The sequence below is a fragment of the Oryzihumus sp. JJN4-3R genome, assembly GCF_057747915.1.
In genome coordinates this window covers 3,530,029-3,543,378 of record NZ_CM173229.1, presented here as the reverse complement: position 1 = coordinate 3,543,378, position 13,350 = coordinate 3,530,029, and the positions used below count along the sequence as shown (strand labels likewise).

11 protein-coding genes are annotated in these 13,350 nt (G+C 75.0%); 2 read left to right on the top strand and 9 right to left on the bottom strand.

The annotated features are described in order from the left end of the window. Positions 1-24 precede the first annotated feature (24 nt). The gene (gene prfB, locus AC3ANM_RS16850) at positions 25-1,140 is read right to left on the bottom strand and encodes a peptide chain release factor 2 (RefSeq protein WP_488285568.1); all 1,116 of its coding nucleotides are present in this window, start codon (positions 1,138-1,140) and stop codon (positions 25-27) included. Positions 1,141-1,272: 132 nt separating this feature from the next. On the opposite strand from prfB, the gene AC3ANM_RS16845 reads away from it, so the two are divergent. Continuing rightward, on the top strand, positions 1,273-2,157 hold the full coding sequence (locus AC3ANM_RS16845; protein WP_488285567.1) for an AMIN-like domain-containing (lipo)protein: 885 nt from the start codon (positions 1,273-1,275) through the stop codon (positions 2,155-2,157). A gap of 41 nt (positions 2,158-2,198) precedes the next feature. Here AC3ANM_RS16845 and AC3ANM_RS16840 read toward each other — a convergent pair whose 3' ends face one another. The 8 genes from AC3ANM_RS16840 to AC3ANM_RS16805 form a co-directional block, all read right to left on the bottom strand. Further along, positions 2,199-3,869, bottom strand: a complete 1,671-nt coding sequence (locus tag AC3ANM_RS16840; protein WP_488285566.1) for a serine/threonine-protein kinase — start codon at positions 3,867-3,869, stop codon at positions 2,199-2,201. Positions 3,870-4,065: 196 nt separating this feature from the next. Continuing rightward, positions 4,066-4,545 carry a pilus assembly protein TadG-related protein gene (locus tag AC3ANM_RS16835; protein ID WP_488285565.1) on the bottom strand — a complete coding sequence of 160 codons (480 nt, stop codon included), beginning with the start codon at positions 4,543-4,545 and terminating at the stop codon, positions 4,066-4,068. After that, positions 4,542-5,024, bottom strand: coding sequence for a pilus assembly protein (locus AC3ANM_RS16830; protein ID WP_488285564.1), 483 nt, complete (start codon positions 5,022-5,024; stop codon positions 4,542-4,544). The genes AC3ANM_RS16835 and AC3ANM_RS16830 overlap by 4 nt, the downstream gene beginning before the upstream one ends. Continuing rightward, on the bottom strand, positions 5,021-5,416 hold the full coding sequence (locus AC3ANM_RS16825) for a TadE family protein (RefSeq protein WP_488285563.1): 396 nt from the start codon (positions 5,414-5,416) through the stop codon (positions 5,021-5,023). The genes AC3ANM_RS16830 and AC3ANM_RS16825 overlap by 4 nt, the downstream gene beginning before the upstream one ends. Continuing rightward, complete coding sequence (locus tag AC3ANM_RS16820; protein WP_488285562.1) at positions 5,413-5,637, bottom strand: hypothetical protein; 225 nt, start codon at positions 5,635-5,637, stop codon at positions 5,413-5,415. Before AC3ANM_RS16820 ends, AC3ANM_RS16825 begins: the two co-directional genes overlap by 4 nt. Positions 5,638-5,677: 40 nt before the next feature. Further along, a complete protein-coding gene (locus AC3ANM_RS16815) occupies positions 5,678-6,631 on the bottom strand; it encodes a type II secretion system F family protein (protein ID WP_488285561.1) in 954 nt (317 codons plus the stop codon). Next, positions 6,628-7,488 (bottom strand): type II secretion system F family protein, encoded by an 861-nt coding sequence (locus AC3ANM_RS16810; RefSeq protein WP_488285560.1) that lies wholly within the window; start codon positions 7,486-7,488, stop codon positions 6,628-6,630. The genes AC3ANM_RS16815 and AC3ANM_RS16810 overlap by 4 nt, the downstream gene beginning before the upstream one ends. After that, entirely contained in the window at positions 7,488-8,714 is a 1,227-nt protein-coding gene (locus tag AC3ANM_RS16805; protein ID WP_488285559.1) for a TadA family conjugal transfer-associated ATPase, read from the bottom strand. The genes AC3ANM_RS16810 and AC3ANM_RS16805 overlap by 1 nt, the downstream gene beginning before the upstream one ends. Positions 8,715-8,937: 223 nt before the next feature. Between AC3ANM_RS16805 and AC3ANM_RS16800 the strand changes: the two genes are divergently transcribed. Then, on the top strand, positions 8,938-13,344 hold the full coding sequence (locus tag AC3ANM_RS16800) for a type VII secretion EssC family protein (protein WP_488285558.1): 4,407 nt from the start codon (positions 8,938-8,940) through the stop codon (positions 13,342-13,344). Positions 13,345-13,350 lie beyond the last annotated feature (6 nt).

Genomic DNA, 13,350 nt, shown 5'->3' with positions numbered 1-13,350 from the left:
GTGGGCCGCCGCGGCCGCCCCGGCCTACTCCGCGGCGCGCTCGGCGGCGAGCTTCCAGCGGATGCCGGCCTCGATGAAGCCGTCGATGTCACCGTCGAACACGGCGCTGGTGTTGCCGACCTCGTGCTCGGTGCGCAGGTCCTTGACCATCTGGTACGGGTGCAGGACGTAGGAACGCATCTGGTCGCCCCAGCTGGCCTTGACGTCGCCGGCGAGGGCCTTCTTGGCCGCCTGCTCCTCGGCCTGGCGCTGGAGCAGCAGGCGGGACTGGAGGACACGCAGGGCGGCGGCGCGGTTCTGGATCTGGGACTTCTCGTTCTGCATCGAGACGACGATGCCGGTGGGGATGTGTGTCATGCGCACCGCCGAGTCGGTGGTGTTGACCGACTGGCCACCCGGGCCCGAGGAGCGGAAGACGTCGACCTTGATCTCGTTCTCGGGGATCTCGATGTGGTCGGTGGACTCGATCAGCGGGATGACCTCGACCGCGGCGAAGCTGGTCTGGCGGCGGCCCTGGTTGTCGAACGGGCTGATCCGCACGAGGCGGTGGGTGCCGGCTTCCACGCTGAGGTTGCCGAAGGCGTAGGGCACCTTGACCTCGAAGGTGGCCGACTTCAGGCCGGCCTCCTCGGCGTAGGAGGTGTCGAGGACCGTGGTCGGGAAGCCGTGACGCTCGGCCCAGCGCAGGTACATCCGCATCAGCATCTCGGCGAAGTCGGCGGCGTCGACGCCACCGGCGCCGGCGCGGATCGTCACGACCGCCTCGCGCTGGTCGTACTCGCCGCTGAGCAGGGTGCGCACCTCGAGCTCGCCGACGGCCTTGCGCAGGGCGACGAGCTCCTTCTCGGCCTCGGCCAGGGTCTCGGCGTCGCCGCCGTCCTCGGTGGCCATCTCGACGAGCACCTCGAGGTCGTCGATGCGCTGGTCCATGCCGGTGATGCGCTCGAGCTCGGCGTTGAGGCGGGACAGGCTGGAGGTGACCTGCTGGGCCTTCTCCGGGTCGTCCCACAGGTCGGGGGCGGCGGACTGCTCCGACAGCTCGGCGATCTGGGACTTCAGCCGGTCGAGGTCGGTCACCTGCCGCACCGACTCCATGGTCGTGCGCAGGTCCTTCAGCTCAGATGCAAAGTCGGTCGCCACGAGGGGAAGCCTACGCGAGCGGGGCGGTCCGCCTGACACGGCGGCGGGGGCAGGACCTCCGGCACTGACCGGCGAAGGCCCCGCGGCGGGATGCTGTTGCCACGTCAAACACCGCGTCCCCGGGGGTGCCCCATGAAGGTCCTGCGCCGGCTCCTGCCCCTCCTCCTCGCGACGGGGGTGGTGCTCCCCCTCGCGGCGCCGGCCGCGGGCGCGGCCGCCCCCGCGGTCCCCACGCTCGTCGGCATCCGGGCCGCCCACCACCCCACCTTCGACCGGGTCGTCTTCGACTTCGCCGGTGGCCTGCCGGCCAGCCGCCAGGTGGCCTATGTGAGCAGCCTCGTCGGCGACGCCTCCGGGCTGCCGGTGCCGATCGCCGGGCGCGCCATCCTGCGGGTGCGCTTCTCCCCCGCCAACGCCCACGACAGCGCCGGTCGGTCGACCGCACCGAGCCGGGTCGCCTTCGCCCTGCCCAACGTGATGACCGTGGTCCGCTCCGGTGACTTCGAGGCGGTGACCACCTACGGCATCGGCCTGGCCAGCCGGCAGGCGGTCCACGTGTTCACGCTGACCAACCCCAGCCGGGTGGTCGTGGACATCGGTGCCGCCTTCCCGACGGTCCTGCGGCGGGTGTGGTTCTTCAACCAGCCGCGCTTCGTGGCCAACCGCGAACCGTTCTTCACCCCGGTGCTGCGCCCGGTGCTTCCCCTCACCCCGGCCACCGGGGTGATGGACCGCATCTTCGCCGGCCCGACGGCCGCCGAGACGGCAGTGGGCCTGCGCCACCTGGCCTCCGGCGCCACGGGCTTCCGCGCCCTGTCCATCAGCGGAGGGGTGGCGCGGGTGCAGCTGACCGGCGGGTGCAGCAGCGGTGGCTCCACCGTGACGATCGCCGGCGAGATCATGCCGTCACTGCGGCAGTTCGCCTCGGTCGACTGGGTCAAGATCTATGACCCCAGCGGGCACACGGGCAGCCCGACCGGGCTGCGTGACTCCATCCCGGAGTGCCTGGAGCCCTAAGGCGCAGACGCCGTGACGCCCCCGGCGGGGCGTCACGGCCGTTAGCCCATGTGCTCGCTGCTGATCAGCCAGCTGTCGCCCTGGCGCACGAACGTGAACGCGTGCCGCTCGGTCGAGGTCGTCCCGTCCTGCTTGACGTAGGTCAGCCGGGCCGTGGCCGTCCGACCGGTGGCGTCGGCCTGCACCGAGCCGACCCGCACGGCGGCGATGGTCCGCCAGAACTGGTCGTAGCCGGACCGGCCGCCCGCCTGCGCCTGCATCCCGGGGGTGAGCTCGGCCCACGTGACGTCCCGGTTACTGGTCACGTTGGCGAAGTAGGAGCGCACGAACTGCGACAGGCCCGCGTCGGTGCCCGCCGAGGACCTCGTCGGGCTGCTCGTGGCGGTCGTCGGCGCCTGGGTCGGGGTCGACGGCGTGCTCGTCGGCGTGCTGGGCGTGGTGCTCGGCGGGTGGGAGGCGGTCGGGGTCGGCCGGGCGGCCGGCGACGACGGGCGCGGCGTGGACCCGCCGGCTGCGGGCGCCGGGCTCTGGCCCCCGCGGTGGCTCAGCGCGTAGCCGCCGACCAGGAGCAGGAGCACGACCACCAGCGCCAGGATGGGCAGGGCCCGGCCGCGACGGCGGGTGTCGATGACGTCGCTGTCCTCGCGGTCCATGCCGGAGCCGGAGCCGGCCCCCGGTGCCGCAGTCACGGGAGCAGCCGGGGTGGGCGGGGTCGGCGGGCCGGCCGCGGACGCCGCGCCAGCTGCCCCCACGACCGCAGCCTCCTCCGCCGCCGGTGCCTGAGCCGCCGCAGCCGCGGCCGGCTTCCAGGGCTGGGTCGGCTCGTCGGGGTCGGTGGGCACCGGGGTCACGACGGGAGCGACCCTCGTCGGAGCGGCCGCGAGCGGCGTGGTGGGGCCGGACACGGTGCCACCACGGGCGACCGTGCCGAGCTGCTTGGCGGCCGTGGCCATGTCCCAGCGCTGGGCCGGGTCCTCGTGCATCATCTCCGCGATGGCGGGCTCGAGCGGACCGGCGTGCTCGAGCGGTCGCGGGCGCTGGGTGGCGATGGCCTGGAGCACCGCGATCGGGTTGGGCCGGGACTCGTACGGCCCGCGCCCCTCCACCGCGGCATACAGGGTGGCGGCCAGGGCCCACACGTCGGAGGCCGCGTCGGGGTCGTCGCCGCGCGCGAGCTCGGGCGAGAGGTAGCCGGGGGTGCCGGTGACGAAACCGGTCTGGGTCAGCTGCTCGTCGCCGTGACCGCGGGCGATGCCGAAGTCGCTGATCTTGGGCCGGCCCCACCGGTCGATGAGGACGTTGGCCGGCTTGATGTCGCGGTGGACGATGCGCCGCTCGTGAGCGCGCGCCAGGGCGCCCGCGAGCTGGGAGCCGATGTCCGCCACCCGCTGCGGGGAGAGGCGGCCCTCCTTGGCGATCTCGTCGGCGAGGGTGCGGCCCTCGACGTACTCCATGACCAGCCAGGGCCGGCCGTCGTGGTCGGCGACGTCGTAGACCGCGACGGCGTTGGGGTGGTTCAGGGCGGCGGCAGCCCGCGCCTCACGCATGGCACGACGCTTCTCGACCACGCTCTCGCCGGGCAGGGCCCCGATCTGCTTGACCGCGACCTCGCGACCGAGCACCTCGTCACGGCACAGCCACACCGTGCCCATGCCGCCGCGACCAATGGCCCGCTCGACGTGGTAGCGGCCGGCAATCCGCTGCCCTTCCATGGGGTCCTCTCTCTTCGGCTTTAGGCGCTAACCCTAGAGGGGTTCGCCGCAGAACCGAACGCCGCCCTCGGGCTGGACGCGACACCCTGACCACCAGTGCAAAGCGGTGCTGGTCAGGGGCTCGGCGCTCCAGCCGGACCTCCCGCGAGCGGTCCACGTCGCGGACGTCGGTCGGCGTGGATCGGGGCGCCGCCGCTCACCGGACCACCGCGCGGGCGCGGGACCGGACGTCGATGGTCACCGTGTCACCGAGGGCCGAGACCACGGCCGAGAACAGCGGGACCTGCGCGGTCCCCCGCAGCTGCACGACCGCGGATCGGCCGTCCGGGCTGCCGGTGCCGGGCAGCAGGGCCCAGTCGGCCACCCCGTGCGGGCGCCCCTCCGACTCCAGGTAGCGCGCCGCGGCCTCGCGCACGGGGCCGTCACCGACGCGCACCGTGGTGTCCAGACCCTGCTGGTAGGTGCTGCGCTGGTCCAGCTCGTCCGCCGCCGCGAGCGCCGCGCCGTCGGCGGCGTCGGTCAGCCGGATCCGGGCCAGCTGCAGGGCGGTGACGTCGACGGCCCCGACCACGAGCAGCAGCGCGATGACCGTGAAGCCCAGCACCAGCAGCATCACCTGCCCGCTGTCCTCGCCGGCGCCGGACCGCGCCCTCAGGTCCGCCCAGGAGCGCCTCATCGCAGCCCCCCGAAGCGCTCGACCACCTCGGAGTGCGTCGCCGTGACCGGCACCTGCGTGGGCACGACGCCGTCGAGCAGGGAGGGCACGAACGGCAGCGGCACCGCGACGGTGGCGGTGGCCCCGACCCGGCCCTCCGGGCGCAGGCAGGGGGTGCCGTCGCACCGCAGCTGGACCTGCCCCTGTCCCGCGAAGCCCTGGTCGGCGAACGCCAGCCCGGCAGCCGCCTCGGCCCGCCCCCCTGCTTGTCCCGGCGCCGGGGACGTCGCATAGGCGCGGACCGCCTCCCGGGAGGCGGCTGACACGGCATACGCACCCGCCTGGATCCGGGCCATCACCATGACGAGGTAGCAGACCGGGATCATCATCAGCACGGCGAGGAAGACGAACTCCACGACCGCGCTGCCGGCCTCGATGGGTCCCCAGCGGCGGGCGAGGCGGGCCGTCTTCCGGTCGCACCACCGCCTGGCCCGGCTCACTGTCGCTCCTCGAACGCGCGGCCGTGCACGGTCAGCGCATCGCTCGGGCCGAACCACGCGAGGACCGGCAGCGGGGCAGAGACGTCGACCTGCACCACGCGCACGCCGCCGACCACCCGCTCGCCGGCGGAGACGTTGCCGGCGTAGCGGTCGGAGAGGCTCGCGGAGATCAGCGATCGGGCCCGACCCGCACCGTCGGCGGGCGTCGTGTCCGCCCTTGCCCCGAACCGGGCGCCGTCAACGGCGCAGGCGATCAGGGTGTTGCGGATGTGCAGGGCCAGGCCGACCTGGAAGACCCCGAGGAAGAGCAGGCTGACCAGCACCGAGACGAGGGCGAAGTCGACCACGGCCGACCCGCGCTCGTCCGACCCGCCGGCCCTGGCCCGGCTCACCGCGGGCCGGTCACCGACGACATGGCCTCGGTGAACATCGCCTGGAGCTGGTCGCCGGCCAGAGCCCAGAGCACGGTGACCAGGCCCGCGGTCATGATCGTGATGAGCACCCATCCGGGGACGTCGCCCCGGTCGCCGGCCCCGAGCCGCCGCGCCAGCCACGCGGTCGCCTGCCCCGGCCAGGTGCCGACTCCGGTCACGCTCAACCTGGTCCGCTTCATGGTCGTTCCCCCTCCGTGTGCGGTCATTGGTTTCTTGGTCTCAGATCGAGAAGCGCAGGAAGGCCAGGCCCGGGTAGAGGGCGAAGACCACGGTGACCGGAAGGACGAGGAACACCACCGGAATCATCATCGCGATCTCCTTCTTGCCGCCCTGCTCGAGCACGGCCCGGCGCCCCGCCTCCCGGGCGTCCTGCGCCTGCGCCCGCATCACGTCAGCGAGCGGGGTGCCCCGTTCGACGGCGATGACGATGCCGTCGACGAACCGGGCCAGGCTGGCCAGCCCGGTGCGATCGGCCAGGCCCTGCAGGGCGTTCGGGAGGTTCGCCCCCGCGCGGGCGTCCGCGAGGCAGGTGCGCAGCTCGCCGGACAGCTCACCCCCGGAGAGCCGGCAGACCCGCTCCAGGGCCCCGACAGCGCCCTCACCGGCACCGATCGCGAGGGCGAGCAGCTCGGCGATGGTGGGCAGCTCCAGCAAGATCCGCGCCTCGCGGGCCGCAGCCTGGCGGCTGAGCCGCTGGTCGCAGGCCACGAGCCCGGCGGCCACGGCGAGGAGGACCAGGGCCACCAAGCCCGACGGGCCACCCTTGCCGCGCAGCCAGAGGGCGGCTGCGACGGCGAGCCCGAGGACCCCGCAGGCCGCTGCCCAGAGGACCTGCTCGGCGCGGAAGGAGTCCACGTCGACGGGGCGCCCGGCCCGGCCGAGGCGGCGGCGGACCGAGAGCGTGCCGCCGAGGACCCGGTCCACGGCGCGGGCCAGGTAGGCGACGACGGGCCGCAGGAGTGCGGGCACGCCAGTGCCCGGGCCCGCAGGTCCGCCCAGCAGTCGGGAGGGCCGCGGCGTGTCACGCAGGTAGGGGGCGAGCCGATCCTGGAGCCCGGGGCGCCGGCGCACGGGCAGCCCGGCCACCAGCAGCACCAGGCCGAGGGCCAGCACGAGACCCACGGCCCCGCCGCCCACGGACCAGGTGCATCCGGCGAGCGCCGCGGGGCTCATCGCAGCACCCTCGGGTCCTCGGGCAGGCGGCCGATCCGGACCATCGCCCGGTAGGCCACCAGGCACACGCCGGCGCCGACGAGCAGCACGAGCGCACCGGCGGGGCGGCCGTAGGCGGCCAGCGACTCCCCCCGGGTGGACATGAGGGCCAGCACGATCCACGGTGCGGCCACGGCCAGGCGGGCGGCGTTGATCGTCCACCCCTGCCGGGTCTCCATCTCCGCGCGGGCACGCGCGTCCTCGCGCAGGAACGAGGACAAGGTCCGCAGCAGCCGGCCCAGGTCGCTGCCGCCGACCTCGCGGGCGATGCGCACCGACTCCACGAGACGGTCGGCGACCGGGTCGGCCAGCGAGTCCTTGAGCCGGTCGAGGCTGTCCTGGAACCGCCCGGTGGCGCGGTAGTCCTCGGCGAAGGCGGCGAAGGGCGGGCGCAGCTCCTCCGGCCCGCGCACCCGCAGCTGGCTCAGCGCCTCGGGCAGGGCCAGCCCGGCGCGCACGCCCGAGGCGATGTTGTCGACGACGTCCGGCCACAGCTCGCGCAGCACCGCCCGACGGCCGCGGGCCCGCGCCCGGACCAGGCCGACGGGAGACCAGGCGGCCATCAGGGCGAAGCTCGCGGCGATCGGGACGACACGGGTTGCCCCCCAGAAGCCCAGGAACATCAGGACCCCGACAAGCAGCGCCGCGGCCAGCAGGGCCGTGGGCCGGACCCCCTCGAACCCCGCCTGCGCCAGCTCGTCGGCCAGCCGGGCGAGACCCTTGCGGCGCCGGCGGGTCGTGGCCGGCCGTGGCCAGAACGACCACCAGATGCAGAACAGGCCCGCCCCCAGAAGCAGGCCCACCATCAGGCCACCCATCACGCCTCCCCGGCGAGCAGGGCGGCGACGTCATAGCCGGCGCGCTCGAACCGGTCGAGGTGCGGCGGGAAGCCCTCGGCCCGGCGCAGCCGCCCGTCCCGGGCGGTGAACAGGTCGGCGATCTCGACGACGTCGGCCTCCACCCGACCGGGCACGCCCACGATCTCGCGGACCCGGCGGACACCGTCGCGGTCCAGGCCGAGGTGCACCACGACGTCGATCGAGCCGGCCACGGTCGGCACGACGAAGCGGCTGCCGACGTTCTCCCCGGCCAGCAGGGGCAGGGTGCACATCTTCGTGACGGCCTCGCGGGCGCTGTTGGCGTGCAGCGTCGCCATGCCCGGCAGTCCGCTGTTCAGGGCGATGAGCAGGTCCAGGCTCTCGGCCTGGCGCACCTCCCCGACGATGATCCGCGAGGGGCGCATCCGCAGGGCCTCGACCACGAGCCGGCGCAGCGGGACCTCACCGGTCCCCTCCAGGCTGGGTTGTCGGCACTGCAGCGCCGCCACGTCGCGCAACGGGATCCGCAGCTCGAAGACCTCCTCGCAGGTCACCACCCGCTCCTTGGGCGGTATGGCGGCGGCCAGGCAGTTGAGCATCGTCGTCTTGCCGGCCTGGGTGCCCCCGGCGACGAGCACGTTGAGCCCACTGACCACCGCGGCCTCGAGGAAGCGGGCGGCCTGTCGGGTCAGCGTGCCGAGCTGGACCAGGTCGTCGAGGTGGTCCGCCTTGACGACGAACTTGCGGATGTTGACCAGCCAGTGGCGCCGCGAGATGTCCGGGATGACGACGTGGAGGCGGGACCCGTCGGCGAGCGTGGCGTCGACGAACGGGGAGGACAGGTCCACCCGGCGCCCGGACGGCTTGAGCATCCGCTCGACCAGGTCGCGCACGTCGTCGGCGGTGAGGATCGTGGTGGTCAGCTCCGCGACCCCGTCCCGGGCCACGAAGACCTTGCCTGGCTCGTTGACCCAGATCTCCTCCACCCGCGGGTCGTCCAGGTAGGGCTGAAGAGGCCCCAGGCCGGCGACCGCGTCGAGCACCGCCTTGACCGCGGTGTCGAGGTCGTCCAGGGCCGGCAGGCCGCCGTGCAGCGACCGGTCGTCGTAGTCGGCGACGGCCTCGCGGACGAGCCGGCCGACCTCGCGGGTGTCGCGCGAAGGATCCAGCCCGGACCGGCGGATCAGCTCCCGCACCTCTGACTCGACCGTGCCGACCGCGTCCACGTCACGCTCCCCCCGAAGCCTCGCCGCCGCCACCGGGATCCGTGCCTCCGGCGGCCTGACCGCACCGATGCTAGGTCGGTACGAGCAGCCCTCGCCGAGCCGGCTGTGGACAACCGCCCGCCGGCGGGAAGCCCTGTGGACAAGCGGTTTCCGCGTCCCTGACCCGGACCACAATGACTGCCGGTGCGCCCGCCCGCGGCGCCCGAGCGTGGGGGTGACGGCTGTGGACTTCCGCCTGAGCGTCGTGGCTCCGGGCGGCACAGGCGTGCCCGTCGACCTGCTGCTGCGCACGCCCGCGGGCGCCACCGCCGCCGACCTGCGAGCGTCACTCGCCGAGGCGAGCGGGTATGCCGGCCTGTCGCCTCGGCTGTTCATCCACGGTGAGCCCGTGCCGGAGGACCTGCCCGTCGGGACAGCTCCCCTGCTCCAGGGGTGCATGGTCACGCTCGACGACCCCGGGATGCGTCCGGACCGGGCCGTGCCCGGGGTGCTCGAGCTGCGGGTGGTCGGCGGCCCGGACAGTGGGCACACCCACCGGCTGGTCCCCGGCGACCACGTCATCGGCCGCGGCGCCGAGGCCACCGTCCGCGTCGAGGACCCCGACCTGTCCCGGCGGCACGCCCTCCTGCGGGTGCGGCACTCGGGGGTGACCGTCGAGGACCTGGGCTCGACCAATGGCACCACCCTCGACGGGCACCCGGTGAACGGGACGCCTCGCGAGATCAGCACGGCCGGCGTGCTGCGGCTGGGGTCCACCACCGTGGGCCTGTGGGTCCCGACCGAGACGCCCGCCGCCACCGCGCAGGACGGGCTCGGGCACGTCCTCGTCAACCGCAGCCCACGTCTCCTCCCGGCGCTGGCGCCCGCCGAGGTCGTGCTTCCCACGCCGCCCCGCCGCCGGGAGGCCACCCGTCTCCCGCTGGTGGCCACCCTCGTCCCCCTGCTCCTGGCAGTCCCGATGGCCCTGCTGGCGCACTCGCCGCTCTACCTTCTCTTCGGCCTGATGAGCCCGCTGATCCTCGTGGGCAACGTCATCGGTGACCGACGCCGCGGCGGCCGCGAGCACCGTCAGGCGGTCGCGGAGCACGACCGGGCCCTCGAGGCCGCGCACGCCGAGGTTGCCGAAGCACTGCACGCGGAGGCGGGCCGGCGCCGCGCCCAGCTCCCGGACCACGCCGAGCTGCTGGCCACCGTGTCCCGCCCCCTGACCCGCCTCTGGGAGCGCCGCCGCACCGACGAGGACGCCCTGCTGCTGCGTGTCGGGATCGGCGACCTGCTCTCGCAGGTGACGGTGGTCGACCCGGCGCGGGAGCACCGCCGGACCACTCCCGAGGTGGCCGCGGTGCCGGTGGGCATCGCCCTGCGCGAGGTGGGAGTGCTCGGGCTGACCGGCCCCCGAGAGGCGGTCACCTCCCTCGCCCGCGGTCTGGTCGCCCAGACCTGCGGCTGGCACTCCCCCCGGGACGTCCGCCTGGTCGTGCTGGCGGCGGACGCCGAGCGGGGCCGGGCGTGGGCCTGGACCGCCCACCTGCCCCACACCCGGCCGTCGGCCGCCGAGGACTGCCAGGCACTGCTGGGCGTCCTGTCCACCACTGGCGACCAGGTGCGCCGCCGCGTGGCCGAGCTGGCGGCGCTGGTCGCCGAACGCCGGAGCGCCGCGGGCGCCGGCGGTCCCGCCTGGGCCGGGTCCCGGGTCGTGGTCCTCCTCGCCGGTTCGCACCGGCTGCGGGCCGTGCCGGGCATGGCCGCGCTGCTCGAGCACGGCCCGGGCGTGGGCATGCACTTCATCTGCCTCGACGACGAGGCCGCCCGGCTGCCGCTCGAGGCACACGCCACGGTCCAGGTCACCGGAACCGCCAGCACCCGCCTGACCGTGCAGGTGAGCGGCGCCCCCGCGATCGCCGACGTCGTGGCCGACCAGGTGTCCGCCGGATGGGCCGAGCGCTTCGCCCGGGCCCTGGCACCACTGCGTGACGCCACGCCGGAGGAGGACACCACGGAGGTGCCCGACGAGGCCCGGCTCCTCGACGTCCTGCCCTACGACGCCACCGACGCCGCCGCCGTCCGCGCGCAGTGGGCCCGGTGCCCCCGCTCCACGATGGCGTTGCTCGGGGTCGCTGCCGAGGGGCCGTATGCCGTCGACCTGCGGCGGGAGGGACCGCACCTGCTCATCGGGGGCACGACCGGCGCCGGCAAGTCCGAGCTGCTCCAGACGGTGATCGCCTCGCTCGCGCTGGCCAACCGGCCCGACCAGCTGAGCTTCGTCCTCGTGGACTACAAGGGCGGGGCGGCCTTCAAGGACTGCGCGCAGCTGCCGCACACCGTGGGCCTGGTGACCGACCTCGACGCCCACCTCGCCGACCGGGCCCTGACCTCGCTGCGGGCCGAGCTCACCCGCCGGGAGCGCGTGCTCCGGTCGGTGGGCGCCAAGGACATCGAGGAGCACCACGCCCGGGCTGCGGCAGGCGATCAGGTGCTCCCCCGCCTCGTCCTGGTCATCGACGAGTTCCGGGTGCTCGCCGAGGAGCTGCCGGCGTTCCTGGAGGGCGTGCTCCGCATCGCTGCGGTCGGCCGTTCCCTCGGCGTCCACCTCGTGCTGGCGACCCAGCGACCCGCCGGGGTCGTCACCGCGGACATCAAGGCCAACGTGGCCCTGCGCATCGCCCTGCGTGTCCGGGACCGCCTCGACTCCGAGGACCTGGTCGAAGCCCCCGACGCCGCCGCCATCTCCGAGCGCACGCCGGGGCGGGCGTTCCTGCGCAGCGGGGCCGGCCCCCTGGTCCGCTTCCAGACCGCCCGCGTCGGGGGCCACGGCCCCGACCACGCCGCACCGGCGATCGAGGCGATCCCGGTGCCCGCGGACGGCTGGGGCGACGCCCCGCCGCCGTCGTGGACGCGCCCCGACGCCACCGGCCCGACTGACCTGGCCCGCATCGTCGCGGCCACGCAGGAGGCGGCCACGGCGCTGGGACTGGAGCCGGTGGCCCCGCCCTGGCTCCCCCCGTTGACAACGGTCCTGCCGCTCGCCGACCTCCGGCCTGAGACCGCGATGGCGGCGCCGTGGGCCGTCCTCGACCGCCCGGGCGCCCAGACGCAGGAGGTCCTGGCCTGGGACCTCGACCACGGCGGGCACCTCGCCCTCGCCGGGGCCCCACGGACCGGCCGTACGACAGCACTGCGCACGTTGGCCGGCTCGCTCGCGACGCACCTGGCCCCCGCGGATGTGCACGTCCACGCTCTCGACGGCGGCTCCGGCGGGTTGCGGGCACTGACCCACCTCCCGCACACCGGCACGGTCGTCACACCCGAGGACCTGCCCCGGGCCGCGCGGTTGGTGGCGCGCCTGGTGGAGGAGGTCAGCCGCCGCCAGGCCCTGCTGGGGGCATCGGGGCTCGGGTCGGTCACCGAGCAGCGCTGCTGGGTGGCGGAGCAGGGCGGCGGCGCTACCGGGCCTCCGGGCGTCGGGTCGGTCGGCGAACAGCCACGCACGACCGGCGGGGCGGGCGATGACGACATGGGCGACGGCGGAGGACCGCTGCCCTACCTCGTGCTGCTCGTGGACGGGTGGGAGGTCTGGGCCCGGGCGTTCGAGTCGGTGGACCATGGTCGGCCCACCGAGCAGCTGTTGCGGATCCTGAGGGAGGGACCGGCTGCCGGTGTACGGGTGGCGCTCACCGGTGACCGGAGCATCCTTCTGTCGCAGGTGGCGTCGGCGGTCCCCGACAAGCTGGTCCTCCGCCTCAGCGACCCCACCGACCTCGTCATGGCCGGCATCCCTCCTGCCGCCGTGCCGGCGGTGCAACCGCCGGGCCGTGCCGTGCGCGCCCACGACCACGCCGAGGTGCAGATCGCCCTGCTCGACGGCGACGGCACCGGCGCCGCGCAGGCGCGCGCACTCCTCGAGCTCGGCCGACGCTGCGCCCCCACGCCGGGCCCTGACCCGAAGCTGCGCCCGATGCGGATCGAGCCGCTCCCCCAGCGCATCTCGGTCGCCCAGGTCCGGGCGCACCGGTCCGGCGCCGATGACCGGCAGTGGGCCCTGGTCGGGGTCGGCGGCGACGAGGCCGGCCCGGTCGGCCTCGACCTGATGGCCACCCCCGCCGTCCTCGTCGCCGGTCCTCCCGGCAGCGGCCGCTCCTCGACCCTGGCCACGATGGCCGGCCAGCTCGCGGCCTCGGGCCGACCGCTCGCCGTGGTGTCGCCGCGACGGTCCTCCCCCCTCCCGCAGCTGGTCGGCGACGCCGCCGGGCAGGTCGACCCGCACGACCGCGAGGCCCTGGCCTCGCTGCTCAAGCGACACGACGACCTCGTCGTCGCGGTCGACGACGCCGAGCTCGTGCTCGACACCCCCTGCGAGGAGGTGCTGGTCGAGCAGCTGCGCCACGGCGAGCCGGGGCCGACGCTCCTGTGCGCCGGCGGCACCGAGGAGCTCGCCGGTCTCTTCCGTGGCCTGACCGTCGAGGCCCGCAAGCACCGCACCGGCGTCCTGCTCCAGCCCACCGGCCTCGCCGACGGCGACCTGCTCGGCATCCGGGTGCGCTCCGGCGATCCCGGGCCGCCCGGCCGCGGGCTGCTCGTGGCACCGGGCCGGGTCGTCCCGGTGCAGGTGGCCCTCCCCCATGCTGGGTGAGCCTCG

Bases quoted from the DNA above. Each gene is read 5' to 3' on its own strand.
- AC3ANM_RS16820 (WP_488285562.1), bottom strand. From the start codon at position 5,637: ATGAAGCGGACCAGGTTGAGCGTGACCGGAGTCGGCACCTGGCCGGGG.
- AC3ANM_RS16845 (WP_488285567.1), top strand. From the start codon at position 1,273: ATGAAGGTCCTGCGCCGGCTCCTGCCCCTCCTCCTCGCGACGGGGGTG.
- AC3ANM_RS16815 (WP_488285561.1), bottom strand. From the start codon at position 6,631: ATGAGCCCCGCGGCGCTCGCCGGATGCACCTGGTCCGTGGGCGGCGGG.
- AC3ANM_RS16810 (WP_488285560.1), bottom strand. From the start codon at position 7,488: ATGGGTGGCCTGATGGTGGGCCTGCTTCTGGGGGCGGGCCTGTTCTGC.
- AC3ANM_RS16835 (WP_488285565.1), bottom strand. From the start codon at position 4,545: ATGAGGCGCTCCTGGGCGGACCTGAGGGCGCGGTCCGGCGCCGGCGAG.
- AC3ANM_RS16840 (WP_488285566.1), bottom strand. From the start codon at position 3,869: ATGGAAGGGCAGCGGATTGCCGGCCGCTACCACGTCGAGCGGGCCATT.